The following is a 19,241-nucleotide window of genomic DNA, read 5'->3' on the forward strand; positions in this document are numbered from 1 at the left end:
GTCAATCTCGCTGACAGCGCACCTGTGATGGTGAAACCTGCTGCTATGGAGCTTTCATGGGTATGTTTCTGCTGTGTACTTTTCTGATGATCATCCTCTATCCCCTCGGGATCGATCTCTATCTGGTGGCCGTCCCCCGCATTGCGCAAACCCTGCAGGGGAGCGAGGCGCAGATCCACACCGCTTTTTCCATCTATCTGCTGGGCATGGCGGCTACCGTGCTGCCGGGGGGCATGCTGGCGGATCGCCATGGCAGGCGCCCCGTGGTGCTGGGGGGCGCTCTCATCTTCGTGGTCGCTTCCCTGGTGGCGGCGGAGGCGACCGGCATCGCACAGTTTTATCTGGGGCGTTTCTGGCAAGGGGTGGGCGCTGGAGCGCTCTACATCATGACCTTCACCGTGCTGCGGGATGTGCTGAGCCAGGCGCGCCTCGCGATGGCCCTCTCCCTCATCAACGGCGTGATCTGCGTCATTCCGGTGCTGGCTCCCGTACTCGGTTATCTCATCCTGTCGCACTTCGAGTGGCGCGGCATCTTCGTGGGCATGGCGCTGGTGGCCGCCATCAGTGCCCTGGTCAACCTGCGACTGCTCAAGGAGACCCGCCCCGCCCGCCAGCCTGCGGGGGCATCGCCGCTGGCCCTGCTGGGCACGGCCCCCTTCATGCTGCGCGCCTTGCTGACCAGCGCCAGCGTGACCGCCATCCTGGTCTATGTGAGCGTCTCGCCCCTCGTCCTGATGACCACGTTCGGCCTGCCTCCCGAGCAGTACACCCGGCTGATGATGGCGATGGCCGGGGTGAGCATGTCCGCTTCCTTCCTGACCCCCTTGCTGCTGCGCTGGCTCGGCAAGGCAAGGGTGCTGGCGCTCTCCCACCTCGCCTACCTGCTGGCTTTGCTCGCCCTGTTGTGCAGCAGCGGGCCCGAAGGCGGCCTGTCCTGGCTGCTGGCGGGGTTTGCCCTGGTCTGCATCGGGTTTTCCTGCGGGTTCGGGGTGGCGATGGGGGAGGCGCTGGATGTGTGCGGGGATCAGGTGGCATCGGCCAGTGCCCTGCTCTGCATTATGCAGATAGGGTTGTCCGGGCTCTTCATCTGGGGGATGGGCCATCTGGGGATGCCTGCGCTCTGGATGCTGATCCTGGCACTCCTGCTGGCGCTGCTCGGTTACCTGGTGGTCAAGGTGCTGCTACCATGGCGTGCGGTACGGCGAGTACGGGCTCGGGGATAGGAGAGACGCGATGCGCAATCTGGGTGAACTCGATTTGAACCTGCTGGTGGTCTTCAGGCACCTGATGCAGGAGCGCAGCGTGGCGGGGGCGGCCAAGAAGCTGTGTGTCACCCCGTCGGCGGTGAGCAAGGCGCTTGGCAAGCTGCGGGACTGGTTCGGGGATCCCCTCTTCGTGCGCGTGCGCCAGGGTTTGCAGCCGACCAATCTCTCCCTGACCCTGGCGGAGGAGCTCAAGACCTGGTTCCAGCTCACCGAGAGCATCAGCACCCTCAACAGCGAGGCGATCCCCGAGGGGGCCCGCTTCAGTCTGGTGATGGAGTCCCCCTTTGGCATCAGCTTCCTGAGCGAGCTGCCCACGACCATCTACCAGAAGTACCCCCACTCCGTGGTCAGGATGCTGGGCTGGGATCACCACTCCCTCAACGACATCGTCAACGGGGAGGCGGATCTCGGCTTCTGTGCCCGGGAGACCCACGGCCGCTCCCATGCCAGGGTCAACCGGCTGCCCTATTACATCGATCACGAGGTGCTGTTCTGCGATCGTCCCGTGGTGTTCCTGCGCAAGGATCACCCCTTGCTCGGGCAGACGTGGTCGCTGACCCGCTTTCTGGCCTGCCCCCAGGTGAGCGTGGTGTGGGAGGCCAGCGACAGCTGGGCACTGGATGATCTGCTGGAGGACGAAGGCCACAGGCGGCAGGTGCCCATCATGGTGGCGAGCTTCGAGCAGGCGCTGCATATCGCCGCCCAAAAGAGCCACGAGCTGATCGCCGTGGTGCCTTCATATTGCGCGGACTATGCCGCCAGACATCACCCCGACCTCATCCCCATGCCGTTGCCGCTGGAAGAGTCCCTCTATGCCCAGCTGGAGATCGCCTTCATCCTGCTGTGGCACAAGCGCCACAATCAGGATGCCAAGGTGATGTGGTTGCGGGGGGAGATCCGGCGGCTCTATGGACTGGCCGCGGCGGGGAGGACGCGTTTTGCCTGGGGCGGGCCCATGGAGAGCGGGGCGGCGAAAGAGAAGCAAGGGGGAGGAGGCACCCCGGTTTAGTCGTACTGCTCTTCCATCCAGGCTTCGACGATGAGCTGGGCGGAGACGCCGTCCACGCTCCCCTTGTCCAGCGCCTTGTAGCCGCCACGTTCAAACAGGCGGGCGCGGGCATCCGTGGTGGTGAGCCGCTCGTCCTTGAACTCCACCGGCTTGCCGAAGCGACCGTGCAGGCGATTGCCGAACTTGCGAGCTCGCACCGTGATCTCCTGGTCCGTGCCATCCATGTTGAGCGGCAGACCGACGATCAGCAGATCCGGTTGCCACTCCTTGATCAGCTTCTCTATCTCGTCCCAGTTGGGGATGCCGTCGTTGGCCTTGAGGGAGCGGAGGGGGCGGGCGCTGCCCGTGAGCTCCTGGCCGATGGCGACACCGATGCTCTTGGTGCCGTAGTCAAAGCCCATGATGCTGCGTGATGACATGGGGTCTCCTCGAAATGGATGGATAAATGAAGGGGGAAGCCCCCTCCCTGCCTCCCCCTGCTCGTGGGGGAGGGCCGGGGTGTCAGCTATGGCCCACCTGGCTGGAGAGGTGCAGGGGGTTGACCCCAATGCTCGCTGCGGCTTGCTGCCAGCGCAGGTGGATGGGGGTATCGAAGACCAGCTTGGGATTGGGGGGGATCACCAGCCAGGCGCCATCCACCAGCTCCTGCTCGAGCTGGCCTGCACTCCAGCCGGCGTAACCGAGCGCCACCAGCCAGTGGTCCGGCGCCTCGTCGGTGCCCAGGGTCTCCAGGATGTCCTTGGAGGTGGTGACCATCATCTCGTCGCTCACCTGCAGGGTGGAGTTGAAGCCCGGGCGGAAGCTGTGCAACACGAAGCCGCGATCCCCGTGCACCGGGCCCCCCTGCAACACCGGCTGTTTCATCTCGGCGGTGGCGGGGGGATTGAGGTTGAGCTTGGTCAGCATGGCGTCCAGGGACATGTCAACCGGAATGTTGACCACCAGTCCCATGGCGCCTTCGCTGCTGTGTTCGCACAGATAGACCAGGGAGCGCTGGAAATAGGCGTCCGTGAGGCTCGGCATGGCGAGCAGAAAGTGATTTTGCAGTGTTTGCATGGAGCGTATGTATCTCTAAGCGTGCAAAGGTATTTGGGGTGATTATGGCAGTTGATGGCGGCGGGCAAAACCGCTTTTTGCCGGTAGGAGGGCGGTAGTCAAAGGGGCCCTCACGGCCCCTTGTGTGTGTGTCCTCGCCGCAGCAACGAAGGGGTCAGCGGCCCAGTCGGCGCTCGATGGTGTCCATCAGCATGCCGGTGATGGAGACGTCGAAAGCCGCCTCAATCTCGCGGATGCAGGTCGGGCTGGTGACGTTAATCTCGGTCAGGCGATCGCCGATGATGTCGAGGCCGACGAAGATGAGCCCCTTCTCTTTCAGGGTCGGGCCTACCGCGCGGGCGATGGCCCAGTCCGCTTCACTCAAAGGGCGCGCCTCACCACGGCCGCCGGCCGCCAGGTTGCCACGGGTCTCACCCTGGGCCGGAATGCGGGCCAGGCAGTAAGGTACCGGCTCGCCGTCTACCACCAGCACTCGCTTGTCGCCATCCTTGATGGCGGGCAGATAGGTCTGCGCCATGCAGTACTGGCTACCGTGGGCGGTCAGGGTTTCGATGATGACGCCGACGTTGGCGTCATCCTCCTTCATGCGGAAGATGGAGGCGCCGCCCATGCCGTCGAGCGGCTTGAGGATGACGTCCTTGTGCTTGGCGTGGAAAGCCCGCAGCTTGTCGGCTCTGCGAGTGACGAGTGTGGTCGGGGTGTGCTCGGCAAACCAGGCGGTGTAGAGCTTTTCGTTAGCGTCGCGCAGGCTCTGGGGCTTGTTGACGATGAGGCAACCCTCATCCTCGGCTCGCTCCAGCATGTAGGTGGCGTAGATGAACTCGGTGTCGAAGGGGGGATCCTTGCGCATCAGGATCACGTCCAGGCTGGAGAGCGGCTGATCCACCACCTCGCCCAGGCTATACCAGTCGGCATAGTCATATTTGACGGTGAGCGGACGCATGGTACCGAAGGCGCGACCGGCCTCCATGTAGAGATCCTTCATCTCCAGATAGAACAGCTCGTAGCCGCGCTTTTGCGCCTCTTCGAGCATGGCGAAGCTGGAGTCCTTCTTGATGTTGATGGCCGAGATGGGGTCCATCACGATGCCGAGTTTAATGGTCATCCGAGTTTCCTTCCTAATGGCTCGATTGGATGTGATGACCCCCTCCCTGCCTCCCCCTTCACAAGGGGGAGGGGCCTGTTGCTCCCTCCCCTGCGAAGGGGAGGGCCGGGGTGGGGTCGGCTGTCAGGCCAGATCGCCAAAGCGGCACTGAAGCGCAGTAATCGCCGTCAGGGCGGCGGTTTCGGTACGCAGCACCCGCGGCCCCAGCAGCATCTCCTTGAAATCTTCCTGCACGGTACGGGCGATCTCGTCGCTGGACAAGCCCCCTTCCGGGCCGATCAGCAGGCGCACGCCGTGCTCGGGGATGGGCAGGGTGTTGATGCTGTAAGGGGCGCGCGGGTGCAGGTTGAGCTTGAGCTCCTGGGTCTCTTCCGCCAGCCAGGCGTCCAGCTCCATCGGCATGCGCACCTCGGGCACGGTATTGCGACCGCACTGCTCGCAGGCACTGATCACCACCTTCTGCCACTGCTCGCGCTTTTTCTCCAGCCGATCGGCGGGCAGCTTGACGCCGCAGCGCTCGGAGAAGAGGGGCGTGATGCAGGTGACGCCGAGCTCCACGGATTTCTGGATGGTGAAGTCCATCTTGTCGCCGCGGCTGATCACCTGACCCAGGTGGATGGCCAGCGGTGACTCCACCGAGCGGGTCTCGCAACTGTCGATGGTCACCTCAACGGACTTCTTGCCCACACTGGTGATGGTGGCGGGGTACTGGTGGCCGTCGCCGTTGAACAGCTCGAGCTGCTGGCCCGGCTGCATGCGCAGCACGCGGCCGATGTGATTGGCACCGTCTTCCGACAGGGCGAGGGTCTGGCCAACCTGCAGGCCGGCCGGTTCATAGATACGTGGAATGCGCATGGCTGATAGTCAGTCTCTTGCTTGGAAACCCTTCAATACCCTACTGCACGGCGGCGAGCAAGGCTCGCGAGACAGAGAGTGAAGGGATTCAGGAGGAGGGGGACGCTCCCCCTCCCTGGTCAAATGGGGTTACTGGCACTGCTTTTCAATGAAGGGATTGGTATTGCCCTGCAGCTTGCCGATACGGCGGTTGCGCTCGCACTCCCAGCGATCAGCCGGATACTGCCTGTCCCAGGCTTCGTAAAGCTTGCGCTGCTGGGCTGCCAGACGCAGTCCGTACTGCTGGCTCATGTAGAGGTAGGCGCGTGCGATCTGGCCACGCACCGGCCCCTTGGGCGGCTGCACCTGGCGCTCCTTGAAGTCCACCAGCATCTGGCACTTGCCGTACTGGTTCGGTTTGCCGTTCCAGTCGCTGAAGCGGAAGTTCGCCCGATCGCCGTTCACCTCGCCGATGGCGGGGAAGAGGTTGTGCATGTCTCCCTCCATCCTGTTGAACTCGTCGCTCTTGCCGCAATTCTTGCGACCCCCGTCCTGCCAGCACTGGAGCTGGTGGCCGAACTCCCAGGCGGGCACCACGTGCTCCCATTCGATGCGGGAGGCCCGCTCGGCTTGCTTGCGCGGCAGGTAGCCGCAGCTCTCCCAGTCGGGGGCCATCTTCTTGCCGCTGAACTTGATGTTGCAGCCGCAGTAGAAGGTGACGGGGTGGCTCTGGTAGAGCTTGTTCAGATCCTGCTTGGCGGCGCGAAAGGTCTGGATGTTGTCGGCATGAGCCGGGGCGCTGACCAGCAGGGCCAGGCAGAGGGAGAGCAGAGGGCGAAACATGAATATCCTTGGCAATGAGACAGTTGAATGAAGTAAGCGCGCACCCTATCACAGGAGCGCGACACGGGGTGACTCAATCCGCCGTCGTGTCGCGCTGCCACACCAGGGGCTGGCGACAGCGGCGGCAGTGATAGCGGGCCTCGCCGCGCATCACCTTGTTGTGGCGGCGCACCGAGAGGGGATGCTGCTGGCAGGCGCAGGCATACACGAAGGTGCGCTGGGCCAGCACCCCCAGATCGAAGCTGTGGGTGGTGCTGGGTTCGAGACCGAACAGCTCCCGCATCACCGACTGCCACTGGCGACCGTGGGGCAGTACCCGGCTCTTGCCGCGCCCCTCTCCCCAGAGCGCATAGACCAGCAGGTGCGCCACCTCGTGGGGCACCACTTCCCTTAAAAAGGCCTGCTGATTGGCCTGATAGAGCGCCGGATTGAAACGCAGCTCCCAGGTTTGCAGCCGCGCCGACCCTGCGGCCCGGCCCCGCATGTTGCAGTGGACTTGCGGGCGGGGAAAGGTGCGGCCAAGGCGCGTTTCGGCCTGCACAAAGCAGGCCTCGACGCGCGCGAGCAGCATCTCGATGAGGGCGGGGTCAAGCCGGGTGGCAGTGGCAGGCATGGGATCCTCGGGACGGACACAAAAGCAAAAGGGGAGCCAGGCTCCCCTTTTATCACAACCTCGAGCCTTACAGGCCAGCGGCAGCGCGAAGCAGCTCGGCCTTGTCGGTCTTCTCCCAGGGGAACTCGTCGCGGCCGAAGTGGCCGTAAGCGGCGGTTGCCTGGTAGATCGGGCGCTTCAGATCCAGCATCTCGATGAGACCATAGGGGCGCAGCTCGAAGAACTCGCGCACCAGCTTGACCAGCAGGGCTTCGGCCACCTTGCCGGTGCCGAAAGTTTCGACGCTGATGGAGGTGGGCTCGGCCACGCCGATGGCGTAGGAGACCTGCACTTCACAGCGATCCGCGAGACCTGCGGCCACGATGTTCTTGGCCACGTAGCGGGCGGCATAGGCGGCAGAGCGATCCACCTTGGACGGATCCTTGCCGGAGAAGGCGCCACCACCGTGACGGGCCATGCCGCCGTAGGTGTCGACGATGATCTTGCGACCGGTCAGACCGCAGTCACCCATGGGGCCGCCGATGACGAAACGGCCGGTCGGGTTGATGAAGTACTTGGTGTCCTTGTTGATCCACTCGGCCGGCAGCACCGGCTTGATGATCTCTTCGCGCACCGCTTCCACCAGATCGCTGTGGCTGATGGAGTCGCAATGCTGGGTGGAGAGCACCACGGCATCGACACCCAGGATCTTGCCTGCGTCGTCGTAGGCGAAGGTCAGCTGGCTCTTGGCGTCCGGACGCAGCCACGGCAGGGTGCCGTTCTTGCGCACTTCGGCCTGACGCTTCACCAGCAGGTGGGAGTAGGTGATGGGCGCGGGCATCAGCACGTCGGTTTCGTTGGTGGCGTAGCCGAACATCAGGCCCTGGTCACCGGCACCTTGCTCCAGCGGGTCGGTACGGTCGACGCCCTGATTGATGTCCGGAGACTGTTTGCCGATGGCGTTCAGCACGGCGCAGGAGTCGGCGTCGAAGCCCATGTCGGAGTGGGTGTAACCAATCTCGCGCACGGTGTCGCGCACGATCTGTTCGATGTCGACCCAGGCAGAGGTGGTCACTTCGCCGGCTACCATCACCATGCCGGTCTTGACCAGGGTTTCGCAGGCGACGCGCGCCTTGGTGTCCTGCTGCAGGATGGCGTCCAGCACCGCATCGGAGATCTGGTCGGCGATTTTATCGGGATGGCCTTCGGAGACCGACTCGGAAGTAAACAGCTTTGCCATGTTTGGTTCTCGATTCGTAAGGGTTATCGCCTTGGCCATAACCGGATAATGACGGGATGACTGTAGAGGTATCTACATCTGGACGTCTATTTTAAATAGGTCATCCGGTGATTGCCAGCACTATTTGGGGGTGGAGCCGCCCGGGGCGGGATGGGGAAGGGATCCACCTCCATGGAGGTAAGGCAGGGGGCGGATTGAATCGTTTTCCCCGCCCAGAAAAGCGATTGTGCTCCCAAAGCCACTTTATTCGCCCAGATAATATTTGCACGCCGCGCCCCCTGCTGGGACAATAACGCGCCTTAATCTTGGCCATCAAATGAAGCAATCGCAGGAGATACAGATGCCTTCTCGTAAAGAGCTTGCCAATGCCATTCGTGCATTGAGTATGGATGCCGTTCAAAAAGCCAACTCCGGTCACCCGGGCGCCCCCATGGGAATGGCGGATATCGCTGAAGTGCTGTGGCGCAGCCACCTCAAACACAACCCGAACAACCCCAAGTGGGCCGACCGCGACCGTTTCATTCTCTCCAACGGCCACGGCTCCATGCTGCTGTACTCCCTGCTGCACCTCTCCGGTTATGACCTCTCCATCGACGATCTGAAAAACTTCCGCCAGCTGCACTCTCGCACCCCGGGTCACCCGGAGTACGGTTATGCACCGGGCGTTGAAACCACCACCGGTCCGCTGGGTCAGGGCATCACCAACGCCGTGGGCATGGCGATCGCCGAGAAGGCCATGGCCGAGCAGTTCAACCAGCCGGGTCACGACATCGTCGACCACTACACCTACGCCTTCATGGGCGACGGCTGCCTGATGGAAGGTATCTCCCACGAAGCCTGCTCCCTGGCCGGCACCCTGGGTCTGGGCAAGCTGATCGCGTTCTGGGATGACAACGGCATCTCCATCGACGGTCACGTAGAAGGCTGGTTCACCGACGACACTCCCAAGCGCTTCGAAGCCTACGGCTGGCACGTCATCCCGGCCGTTGACGGTCACAACCCGGAAGCCATCAACGCCGCCATCGAAGCCGCCAAGGCCGAGACCGGCAAGCCGACCCTGATCTGCTGCCGCACCATCATCGGCTACGGTTCCCCGAACAAGTCCGGCTCCCACGACTGCCACGGCGCACCGCTGGGCAACGACGAGATCGCCGCCGCCCGTGCCTTCCTGAAGTGGGACCACGCGCCGTTCGTCATCCCGTCCGACATCGCCGCCGAGTGGAACGGTCAGGAGAAGGGCGCCAAGCTCGAATCCGACTGGGCTGCCAAGTTCGCCGCCTATGAAGCCGCTCACCCGGCCCTGGCTGCCGAATTCAAGCGCCGTACCACTGGCGAGCTGCCGGCCAACTGGGCTGCTGAATCCGCCAAGATCATCGAAACCCTGCAGGCCAACCCGGCCAAGATCGCGACCCGTAAAGCGTCCCAGAACTCTCTGGAAGCCTTCGGCAAGCTGCTGCCGGAATTCATGGGCGGCTCCGCGGATCTCGCGCCGTCCAACCTGACCATGTGGTCCGGCTCCAAGTCCCTGACTCCCGAGAGCGCCGCAGGCAACTACATCCACTACGGCGTGCGCGAGTTCGGCATGTCCGCCATCATGAACGGCATCGCCCTGCACGGTGGTTTCATCCCCTACGGCGCCACCTTCCTGATGTTCATGGAGTACGCCCGCAACGCCCTGCGCATGGCCGCCCTGATGAAGCAGCGCGCCATCTTCGTCTACACCCACGACTCCATCGGTCTGGGTGAAGATGGTCCGACTCACCAGCCGGTGGAGCAGATCGCCTCCCTGCGTCTGACCCCGAACATGAGCACCTGGCGCCCGTGTGACCAGGTAGAGTCCGCCATCGCCTGGAAACACGCCATCGAGCGTACCGACGGTCCGACCTCCCTGATCTTCTCCCGTCAGAACCTGGCCCAGATGGACCGCACCGCCCAGCAACTGGCCGATGCCGCCAAGGGTGGTTACGTGCTGAAGGATTGCGCCGGTACCCCGGAGCTGATCCTGATCGCCACCGGTTCCGAAGTGGAGCTGGCTGTGGCTGCCTATGCTGAGCTGACCGCCAAGGGCCGTGCCGTGCGCGTGGTCTCCATCCCGTCTACCGACGTGTTCGACGCCCAGTCTGCCGAGTACAAAGAGTCCGTCCTGCCGATGTCCGTCACCAAGCGTGTGGCCATCGAAGCGGGCATCGCCGACTACTGGTACAAGTACGTCGGTTTCGGCGGCAAGATCATCGGCATGCGCACCTTCGGTGAGTCCGCCCCGGCCGAGCTGCTGTTCAAGGAATTCGGCTTTACCGTGGAAAACGTGGTGGCGACCGCTGAGTCCCTGTAATAGCCCTTGTAATTCCTGAACGTTGGGCCGCGCAGGCCCAATAGCCGGAAAATAAAACGCCCTCCATCGCAAGATGGGGGGCGTTTTTTGTTAGTTCGTCATTGTTTATTTGATAAGGTAATTTTTATGGGGTTAGTGTATAAGTAATTTTATCAAATATAAGTTTTAGCATACGTATGATCATATTTTATAAATTGATATAAAGTTAAATATAGTGTGGTGCTGAACAGCATTGTGATATGTTTTTTAATTTATCATGAGTTATGTAATCAACAGAGGTTTAGTATGCTGATAACAATGAGTGACTGGTTGATGATGCTAGCAGTAATTCTTGGTCCTATCTTAGCTGTCCAAATTCAAAAGTTTCTTGATCGTAGATCAGAAGATAGAAATAAAAAAATGGCGGTGTTTCGAGATCTTATGACTACCAGAGCCTCAACTTTAGCATTTCAGCATGTATCGGCTCTTAATATGGTTGGGTTAGAATTTAATGGGCGGAAGTATTCGAAGGTTGTAAATGCATGGAAGACATATTTAGATCATCTGAATTCATATCCAAATGATGATGAAAGCATGCAAAAAATTTGGGAGGAAAAGCGAAATGATCAGCTGTCTGATCTCTTGTATGAAATGGGTGAGTCCTTAGGTTTTGATTTCGATAAGGTTCATATCAAGAAAGCTGGATATTTTCCAAAGGCGTACGCTGATCAAGAGACTGAGCAAAAATACATCCGAAGTCAATTGGTGGATGTATTTCTTGGTAAGAAGTCTATCCCAATGTCGATTGTTTATTTTCCTAGTGATGATGAGGCTCTAAAAACTCAAAAGGAGCTTCATTGCTTGATGAAGGAGCATTTTGAAGGTAAGCGTTCAATTCCCGTTACAATAAAGGATGAAGTTAACGGAAAGTTGTAATCACAGCTTGTACAGATATAGCTATTACCTGACACCGGCCTAAGCCGGTGTCTTTTCATTATTTAAAGCGAGCTTTAAACCTGCGGCGGGGTACTTTCCGCATTGGACATCACCGCATCCATCTGCACCAGGGCGCCGGCGGGCAGCTCGCTGACGCCAATCACGGTGCGGGCAGGCAGATAGCCCGGGAAATATTTGGCGTAGATGGTATCCACGTCCGCCAGATCCGCGATGTTGGCAAGCTGGATATTGACCTTGACGATATCGTCCATCACGTGGCCGATGCTCTCCACAATGGTCTTGATATGGCCGAGGCACTGGGCGGTCTGCTCACGGACGCAACCGGTCAGCACTTTGCCTGTGGTCATGTCGAGCGGCAGCTGGCCCGCGATATGGTTGTAGTGAGAGAAGGCGACGCTCTGGCTATGCAGCGGGCTTCTCGGTGCCTTGTCGGTATTGCGGGCACGGATCACCAGGTTGTGCCTGTCTTCCACCAACTGGGGCGGGGTGCCGTCACCGTGGGAGATGACCGCATCCATCTGCACCCGGGCGCCCAGCGGCAGGGCGGCGGCACTGACCACAGAGCGGGCGGGCAGATAGGCGACGGCACGGGCGATGGCGGAGTCCGGGAAGAAGGTGGTGTAGACCTCGTTGACGGCGTCCAGATCCGCCAGATTGGTCAGATAGACGGTCACCTTGACGATGTCGTCGAAGGGCACGTCGATGCTCTCCAGCACGGTTTTGATATTGCGCAGGCACTGGGCCGCCTGTTCGCGAATGCCACCGTCAACCAGGGCGCCGGAGGCGGGGTCGAGGGGCAGCTGGGCACCGATATTGTTGTAGTGGGAGAAGGCGACGCTCTGGCTGGAGAGCGGATCCTGCGGCGCCTTGTCGCTATTGCGGGAGATCTTGAGCAGCGGGCAGGGAGCCTGGGGGAAGGTGCCTTCCCCGTTGGAGAGCAGGGCGTCCATCTGCACCCTGGCGCCGAGCGGCAGACTGGCGACGGCGAGCACTGTGCGGGTCGGCAGCGAGTGGGGGAAGAATGCCCGATAGACGGCGTTGACGGCATCGAGGTCGGCGATGTCTGCGAGGAACAGGGTCACCTTCACCATGTCCTCCATGCCGTGGCCAATGCTCTGGACGATGGCCTGGATATTGGTGAGACATTGTCTGGCCTGGGCCTGGATATCCCCTGCGACCAGCGCGCCCGTGTTCGGATCGACCGGGAGCTGGGCGGCAATATTGTTGTAGTGAGAGAAAGCCACGCTCTGGGTATAGGGCCCCAGATCCTGAGGCGCATTGGGGGTATTTCTGGCGGATTTGATGATGGTACCACTCATGGCGATACTCCTTTTTCGTTTTTGATGTAGGGTCCGGGCCATATTGCTCTTCCCTGGCCGAATGCGGCACGCTGATGACTCGTGATATTGCGGCAACAGTTGCCCGTTCCCGCCGCAGGGCGACGGAGAAAAGGAGAACGATCATCACAGTGTCGAGCCCTGTTTCGATGCAGACAGCGCGTGCAACAGACAAGGGAGATAAGTTGGCCTGGTGATTCAGACGGGAGAATTCTAGGGGGCGGTTATCCGGGGATGCAAACCGGGATCCTGTTTCTATGAGGTGGCTCAACAGAGTGAAATATATTCATTTTGCGATTCAATTCATGACGGACATGGCAAATAAAGGTGATGATGATCCCGCTTTACCATGAAAGTGGAACCAGATAGCGCCATATTGTCGCGCATCAGGGTTACAGCCTGTGAATCCTCCGTTAATACTTTTGGCGAAATTGCAGCTTATTCTCCCGGTTTTGCATAGCTATCTATTTATCGCTCTCTCGACGCCCTGTTCAGCGCCGCCAAAATATGCTGCGGCGAGCACACTGAAATAACATTCACCCTCTTTGCATGGCAACAGGTCATGACATAAATACGGGAGAAAGAGAGGGCGCTTTTTAGCCCCTGCGGCGGAGGCTGACATGGGCGGGTCGCCACATCACCTATGCCATATCTTTTCAGCGGCGCGAACGCAGCCCGCCAACAAGGCTCATAAGCAAGGGGAGGGGGCCTTCCCCTTGCCTGCCCCGACTTGCCGCCTCCCGATGCATATCACTCCTGTCATGACCCTCCCTGTGAGGGGGCCCCGGAGTCCGCCCTGCTTTGCCGCCCTGGCGTATCCCGCACTCCTTGCGATGCAGCCGGCTCATCTTCACCGCACCATCCTTATTTGCGTTCTTTGTCATCAACTGCCGTTATTGCGACCTGGGTCGGGGTTTGGGTGGATTATTAACTGTATGATTAATAACGAAATCAGGGACCCTGCCGACGAGCAGCACGGATCGGCACTCATCTGCCCGGGAGTGGCACATGCGATCGTATCGCGATCCCCGTCATCTGACTTCGGAGGTTTTATGCTTGGATTCATTCTGGGTGACATGTACAGCCGCACCAGCGGGTTTCGGCCACCCCCCCGCCTAGGCAAGCACTTCCCCCTCGCCCCCGACTATCAACTGCGCGGTCGCACCGGTGCCGCCATCCTGACCATGGAGACCCTGCTCGATACCCCCTATCCCCAGAAGAAGTTCAGGGCCCTGATCTATGGCGCCTTTATCGAGCGCCAGCGTCGCCTCTTTGCCGAGCAGGTGGTCATCGGCCGAATGGAGGAGGGTCAGGACCTGGCGATCGCCATCGATCTTGCCTTTATCAGCACGGCGGTGCCCATCGGTCTGCTCGCCATCTCGGAGGAGATCGCGCTGCTGACCACCCCCCGTCCCACCCAGACCCATCCCCATCAGGCGGCCTTGAGCCAGGCGCTCGACTGTACCGCCATGCTGATGTTCTATGCCAAGGTCATTCGCCAGCGCAATGCGGTGCTTGAACACATCGGCCACCAGTTCGGCTACAGGCCGCAGGCCGGGTTGGTGGCCAGGGTGGGCCACGGCGGGGAAGATGACTATGCCGCCTTCATGGTCAATGTGATGACCTGCATCGCCCATTCGGGCTCCTTCAAAGATGCGCTGGAGAACGGCGTCAGGATGGGCATGCACGAGCCCGCCTTCTTCTGTATCGTCGGCGCCCTGGCCTCGACCCTGTGGGGAGTCCCCAAACCCTGGGCCCATGAGATCTCTCGATTCATCCAGCGCCAGCACCCCCACTATCTCCAGATCCTGCTGCGGGGCGAAGCCAGGGTGGGCCGCAGACAGATCAACCTGGAGCCTCCCAAACCGCCGCTCTGTGCACCGGTCAAGCGCCAGGTAAACCGCTTCCTGAAGTGGGCCTTCTAGGGCCATGGGAGTGCTCTCGAGGTGCGGGCCCATGGTGCCATCCCATCGGCCCGCCCCTCCTGAGGGTCATCACGGGACTGTTATCTCACTGACCCCTGATCCCCCGGCTACCTTGCCCAAGAGGGGATGGCCAGAAAAGCCAACGGCTGCACGGGGGACAAGGGGTGGGTAGAAGGTGATCCACCTCGCCTTTTGATGTGAACGCCTTTTGATGTTTGGCGCCATACGATACCATGCGCAGCGTGTGTTCCTGTTGGGGGAGGCGCCGCCCATCGCCCCGTGGCTGGCCGCTGGTCCGTCATGATCACGGGATGCACAATCCGGGGCCGCCACGGCAACCCCTTATCGCCATAGCCAACAGGACGGAGTATCAGGATGGCCATTGCCATTGAACAGTCGGACAACACACTGAGGGTGAACAAGGATCGCTACGATCTGGGCCGCATCGTCGGCGTGCAGGTAAAAGCACTCGGCTGGATGGATCGGCTCAAGAAGAGCTTGTTGCTGGGGGTGGTCACCTCCAGTGTGCTCTTTTACTTCACCCCTTCCTACGAGCAGGCGGGCAACTGGCTCATCGTGCTCTTCCTGCCCCTGGTGGGTTTTCTGTCTGGCGCCCTGATGGGGCTGCTCTCCAGCGCGAAATATGAGTTTTGCATCGAATTTTCCCACGCCGACGAGACGGGCGTGCAGTGGCTCACCGCCGCCAGGAGTCGGCATGTCGCCGATTATGAGACCTTCAAGGCGCAGGCGGCCAGGTTGAAGGAGCGGCTCGGGTAGGGAGCACAGAGTGACGGGTCTGCGCCATCTGGCGTCAGGCATAACAACAAGCCCGAACAGGTGCACCTGTTCGGGCTTGTTTCATTAGGGGCGGATGGCGCTCGGGAAGCGGCTCAGGCGGGATAGAGGGCGCCCAGCACCGCCGGGCGGCTCGCACCGGTCACCGCAGGCAGATTGCCTGGCTTTCGCTGGATAAAGCGTTGTGCCAGCCAGGCAAAGGCGGCCCCTTCCACCCAGTCCGGTGCAAGGCCGAGCTGGGCGGTGCTGGTCAGATGCCAGTCGGGCAGCAGGGCAGCAAGCTCCGCCAGCAGCGGGGCGTTGTGGGCGCCGCCGCCGCAGACAAACAGCTCGGGCCGGGTTGGCGCATCACTGTGGGTGGGCAACTGGCGGGCGATGCTGTGGCAGGTGAGGGATTGCAGGGTACGCTGCACATCAGCGGGGGCGTATGCGCAGCCGTCCAGCTCGCCGTCGAGCCAGTCGAGGGTGAACATCTCACGCCCCGTGCTCTTGGGGGCGGGGGCGGCGAAGTAGGGGTGAGCCAGCAACTGCTCCAGCAGCGCAGGGATAGGCTTGCCGCTGGCGGCCCACTGGCCACCGGCATCATAGCTGTCACCGTGTGGATGGTGGCGGCGATACCAGCCGTCGAGCAGGGTGTTGGCGGGGCCGGTATCGAAGCCATATACCCCTGAACCAGAGCCAGAGCACCCGTCGGTCTGGCCGGGCAGCACCGAGATATTGGCAATGCCGCCGAGGTTCAGCACCACCCGCAGGGCGCCGGGGCGAGCAAAGAGCGCCTGATGGAAGGCGGGCACCAGGGGGGCCCCCTGACCGCCGAGGGCCATGTCCATGGTGCGAAAATCGGCCACCACGTCGATGCCGGTCAGGGCCGCCAGCAAGGCCGCGTTGCCGATCTGCAGGGTAAAGCCGAGCTGGGGGCGGTGGCGTATGGTCTGGCCGTGACTGCCGATGGCGCGAATCTCCTTGGGAGTCAGCGCCGCCTTCGCGAGCAGGGCCTGGGTGGCGGCGGCAAATTCGCGGGCCACCAGGTTGTCGGCGACCCCCATGCGGTCGATTTCGTTCTCCCCCGGGGTGCAAAGCTCATGCAGGGTGCGAGCCGTATCGGCAGGCCAGGGATGGCAGAGGGCCGCCTCGACCCGCAGTGCATCCCCCTCGATCTGCACCAGCACGGCGTCGATACCATCCATGCTGGTACCGGACATCAAGCCTATATAGCGTTCCGTCATGACAACCCTCTTTCAATGATGCAGAGGAACGGTCTGATACCGTGTTCCACCTTGGTCGACAGCGGTCAGCTGTCGTCGCCGTTGCCCTTGTTTCTGGCCAGTTGCAGCTCGGGGCTGTCCAGCTTGGCCAGCTGGGGCATGGCCTGGGCCTTGAAGCTGGCCAGCGCCCGCCCGCTGAGAGACTCCGCCTGGGGCAGGTTGAGGGTGCGCGGGTTCTTGTGCACGCCGCCCACCACGAATTCATAGTGCAGGTGCGGGCCTGTGACCCGGCCGGTGCCGCCGAGCAGGCCGATGGTCTGGCCCTGCTTCACTCGCTGCCCCTTGTTGACGGTGCGCTTGGAGAGGTGCAGGTACTTGGTCACGTAGTTGCCCGCGTGCTTGATGAAGACGTAGTTGCCGTTGAACTGGTTGTAGCCGGCGGCCACCACGCTGCCGCCGCCCGCCGCCATGATGGGAGTCCCCACCGGCGCCACGTAGTCGATGCCGTTGTGGGGGCGCACCTTGCCGGTGACCGGGTGAAGGCGGCGCGGATTGAAGTTGGAGCTGATGTATTTGAAGTTGACCGGCGCGCGCAGGAAGCTTTTGCGCATCGCCTTGCCGTCCGGGGTGTAGTAGTTGCCATCCGTGTTCAGCACGGCACGGTAGATGGCCCCCTGGTTGACGAACTCGGCGGCCAGGATGTCGCCGGAGGCAACCCGCTCGTCATCCTGGTATTTGTCCTGGTAGACCACCCGGAAGCTGTCCCCCGGTTGCAGGTCCTGGGCAAAGTCGATGTCCCAGCCGAAGATGGCGGCGAGATCCATGATCTGGTCTTCCGTCATGCCCGCTTCGACGGCGGCGCCCCAGAAGCTGGAGCGGATCTCCCCCTGGGCCACCTGTTCGCGGGTGTCGAGCTCGATCTTCACCGGCCTGGCCACGAAGCCGTCATCCCGGCGGTTCACCTTGAGCGCCTGCTCCAGGCTGTGGGGGTAATAGAGGCTGTGCAGCTCGCCGCCCTTGGTGAGCTTGAAGGTGAGCTCCTGACCGGGCTTGAGCAGGCGCAGGGTATCCGTGCCCTCGAGCTGGTCGATGAGGTGCAGATCCGTGGTACTGAGGCCGAGGCGCTGGAAGATGACCCCCATGTTGTCGCCGCTTCGCACCTTCACCTGTCTGGTGACATAGCGCGGTTTGGGCGGGGTGACGGGCTCGGCCCGTGCCAGCTGCGCCTCCTCGTCGACCTGCTGCTCGACGGCCAGTTCGTTGTCATCGACCCGGGTGGCGACTGCCTGTTCGCTCGGCCAGGCCGCCAGCATCATCACCATGATGCTCAGGATCAGCACCATCTTGCGGTGCCAGTGAGGGAGAGAGTTGAAGGCGTGCCAAAGGACCATGAGAAGCAGACAAAGTTGAACCCGGAAGAAGGTCGGAGTTTACCGCCTTTCCAATTGGCCCGCCATTCCAGTAATATGTCTGGCCCTGTGGAATCGTGATTGGAGAGTCAAAAAATGTCCCAGCTCGAGGTGGCGCTAGCCGAGATCAAGCGCGGAGCGGAAGAAATTCTGGTTGAAGAAGAACTGATCGCCAAGTTGAAGGAAGGGCGCCCCCTGCGCATCAAGCTGGGGATGGATCCGACCGCGCCGGACATCCACCTGGGTCATACCGTGATCCTCAACAAGCTGAAGACCTTCCAGGATCTGGGCCATGAAGTGATCCTGCTGATCGGTGACTTCACCGCCATGGTGGGTGACCCCTCCGGCAAGAACGCCACCCGTCCGCCGCTCTCCGAAGAGGCCATCAAGCACAACGCCCTCACCTATGCCGAGCAGGCGTTCAAGATCCTCGACCCGGCCAAGACCCGCATCGAGTACAACTCCACCTGGCTGAGTGAGCTGGGCGCGACCGGCATGATCAAGCTGGCGGCCAAGCAGACCGTGGCCCGCATGATGGAGCGCGACGACTTCAAGAAGCGCTACAGCAACGGCCAGTCCATCGCCATTCACGAATTCCTCTATCCGCTGCTGCAAGGCTATGACTCGGTCGCGCTGAAGGCGGACGTCGAGCTCGGCGGTACCGATCAGAAGTTCAACCTGCTGATGGGGCGCGAGCTGCAAAAAGATGCCGGCATGGCGACCCAGTGCGTGCTGATGATGCCGCTGCTGGTAGGCCTGGACGGCGTCAAGAAGATGTCCAAGTCCGCTGCCAACTACATCGGCGTGCACGATGCCCCGGGGGAGATGTTCGGCAAGATCATGTCCATCACCGACGATCTGATGTGGAATTACTACGAGCTGCTCTCCTTCCGCCCGCTCAGCGAGATCGACGGCTTCAAGGCCGGGATCAAAGCCGGTACCCTGAACCCCCGCGACGTGAAGATCTGGCTGGCCAAAGAGATCATCACCCGCTACCACGACGAAGCGGCGGCCGAAGCGGCCCACGAAGATTTCACCCAGCGCTTCTCCAAGAACGCCATTCCGGACGACATGCCGGAAGTCGAGCTGGCGCTGGAAGGGGAAGGGCTGGCCATCGCCAACCTGCTCAAAGACGCCGATCTGGTGGCCACCACCTCCGAAGCGCTGCGGATGATCAAGCAGGGCGCGGTCAAGGTGGATGGCGAGAAGCTGGACGATGGCAAGGCCCTCATCGGTGCCGGTACCGCCGTCTACCAGGTCGGCAAGCGCAAGTTTGCCCGGGTGACCGTGAAGTAAGTCGCCACCTGCGGCGCTGCCATAAGAAAGGCCTCCCTTGCGGAGGCCTTTTTGTTGGCTCA

Annotated in this window: 17 protein-coding genes; 7 read left to right on the forward strand and 10 right to left on the reverse strand. The window is 61.5% G+C overall.

Features of this window, described 5'->3' with window-relative positions; all coding sequences use genetic code 11:
• Positions 1 to 56 precede the first annotated feature (56 nt).
• Complete coding sequence (locus BN1120_RS08350; protein WP_039040141.1) at positions 57 to 1,223, forward strand: MdtL family multidrug efflux MFS transporter; 1,167 nt, start codon at positions 57 to 59, stop codon at positions 1,221 to 1,223.
• A gap of 10 nt (positions 1,224 to 1,233) precedes the next feature.
• Entirely contained in the window at positions 1,234 to 2,274 is a 1,041-nt protein-coding gene (gene yidZ, locus BN1120_RS08355; protein WP_042015587.1) for an HTH-type transcriptional regulator YidZ, read from the forward strand.
• On the opposite strand, the gene ruvX is transcribed toward yidZ, so the two are convergent.
• The 7 genes from ruvX to metK form a co-directional block, all read right to left on the reverse strand.
• Entirely contained in the window at positions 2,271 to 2,693 is a 423-nt protein-coding gene (gene ruvX / locus BN1120_RS08360; protein ID WP_010673863.1) for a Holliday junction resolvase RuvX, read from the reverse strand. The genes yidZ and ruvX overlap by 4 nt on opposite strands.
• Before the next feature lie 82 nt (positions 2,694 to 2,775).
• Complete coding sequence (locus BN1120_RS08365; RefSeq protein WP_010673864.1) at positions 2,776 to 3,330, reverse strand: YqgE/AlgH family protein; 555 nt, start codon at positions 3,328 to 3,330, stop codon at positions 2,776 to 2,778.
• A 154-nt stretch (positions 3,331 to 3,484) separates the two neighbouring features.
• A complete protein-coding gene (gene gshB, locus BN1120_RS08370; RefSeq protein ID WP_042015588.1) occupies positions 3,485 to 4,435 on the reverse strand; it encodes a glutathione synthase in 951 nt (316 codons plus the stop codon).
• 123 nt (positions 4,436 to 4,558) lie between these two features.
• The gene (rsmE, locus tag BN1120_RS08375; RefSeq protein ID WP_042015589.1) at positions 4,559 to 5,290 is read right to left on the reverse strand and encodes a 16S rRNA (uracil(1498)-N(3))-methyltransferase; all 732 of its coding nucleotides are present in this window, start codon (positions 5,288 to 5,290) and stop codon (positions 4,559 to 4,561) included.
• A gap of 129 nt (positions 5,291 to 5,419) precedes the next feature.
• Entirely contained in the window at positions 5,420 to 6,112 is a 693-nt protein-coding gene (locus tag BN1120_RS08380; protein ID WP_039040144.1) for an endonuclease, read from the reverse strand.
• A gap of 73 nt (positions 6,113 to 6,185) precedes the next feature.
• Positions 6,186 to 6,725 carry a SprT family zinc-dependent metalloprotease gene (locus tag BN1120_RS08385; RefSeq protein WP_039040145.1) on the reverse strand — a complete coding sequence of 180 codons (540 nt, stop codon included), beginning with the start codon at positions 6,723 to 6,725 and terminating at the stop codon, positions 6,186 to 6,188.
• Positions 6,726 to 6,792: 67 nt separating this feature from the next.
• Positions 6,793 to 7,944, reverse strand: a complete 1,152-nt coding sequence (gene metK / locus BN1120_RS08390; RefSeq protein ID WP_010673869.1) for a methionine adenosyltransferase — start codon at positions 7,942 to 7,944, stop codon at positions 6,793 to 6,795.
• Between the two features lie 340 nt (positions 7,945 to 8,284).
• Here metK and tkt point away from each other — a divergent pair, with 340 nt between their 5' ends.
• Both tkt and BN1120_RS21695 read left to right on the forward strand, forming a co-directional pair.
• Positions 8,285 to 10,276 (forward strand): transketolase, encoded by a 1,992-nt coding sequence (tkt, locus tag BN1120_RS08395; RefSeq protein WP_042015591.1) that lies wholly within the window; start codon positions 8,285 to 8,287, stop codon positions 10,274 to 10,276.
• A gap of 285 nt (positions 10,277 to 10,561) precedes the next feature.
• Complete coding sequence (locus BN1120_RS21695) at positions 10,562 to 11,191, forward strand: DUF6680 family protein (protein WP_231959392.1); 630 nt, start codon at positions 10,562 to 10,564, stop codon at positions 11,189 to 11,191.
• 74 nt (positions 11,192 to 11,265) lie between these two features.
• Here BN1120_RS21695 and BN1120_RS08405 read toward each other — a convergent pair whose 3' ends face one another.
• Positions 11,266 to 12,531, reverse strand: a complete 1,266-nt coding sequence (locus BN1120_RS08405) for a RidA family protein (protein WP_042015593.1) — start codon at positions 12,529 to 12,531, stop codon at positions 11,266 to 11,268.
• Positions 12,532 to 13,601: 1,070 nt separating this feature from the next.
• Between BN1120_RS08405 and BN1120_RS08410 the strand changes: the two genes are divergently transcribed.
• Positions 13,602 to 14,474 (forward strand): hypothetical protein, encoded by an 873-nt coding sequence (locus BN1120_RS08410; protein ID WP_042015595.1) that lies wholly within the window; start codon positions 13,602 to 13,604, stop codon positions 14,472 to 14,474.
• Between the two features lie 375 nt (positions 14,475 to 14,849).
• Positions 14,850 to 15,251 (forward strand): hypothetical protein, encoded by a 402-nt coding sequence (locus BN1120_RS08415; protein WP_231959391.1) that lies wholly within the window; start codon positions 14,850 to 14,852, stop codon positions 15,249 to 15,251.
• Between the two features lie 113 nt (positions 15,252 to 15,364).
• Here BN1120_RS08415 and BN1120_RS08420 read toward each other — a convergent pair whose 3' ends face one another.
• Both BN1120_RS08420 and BN1120_RS08425 read right to left on the reverse strand, forming a co-directional pair.
• Positions 15,365 to 16,495, reverse strand: a complete 1,131-nt coding sequence (locus tag BN1120_RS08420; protein WP_042015596.1) for an anhydro-N-acetylmuramic acid kinase — start codon at positions 16,493 to 16,495, stop codon at positions 15,365 to 15,367.
• A gap of 65 nt (positions 16,496 to 16,560) precedes the next feature.
• Positions 16,561 to 17,865: a peptidoglycan DD-metalloendopeptidase family protein gene (locus tag BN1120_RS08425; RefSeq protein WP_042015597.1), complete on the reverse strand. Its 1,305-nt coding sequence runs from the start codon at positions 17,863 to 17,865 to the stop codon at positions 16,561 to 16,563.
• A 114-nt stretch (positions 17,866 to 17,979) separates the two neighbouring features.
• Here BN1120_RS08425 and tyrS point away from each other — a divergent pair, with 114 nt between their 5' ends.
• A complete protein-coding gene (tyrS, locus tag BN1120_RS08430) occupies positions 17,980 to 19,179 on the forward strand; it encodes a tyrosine--tRNA ligase (protein ID WP_042015600.1) in 1,200 nt (399 codons plus the stop codon).
• Positions 19,180 to 19,241 lie beyond the last annotated feature (62 nt).

Origin of the sequence: Aeromonas caviae, assembly GCF_000819785.1 — a bacterium.
GTDB lineage: Bacteria > Pseudomonadota > Gammaproteobacteria > Enterobacterales > Aeromonadaceae > Aeromonas > Aeromonas caviae.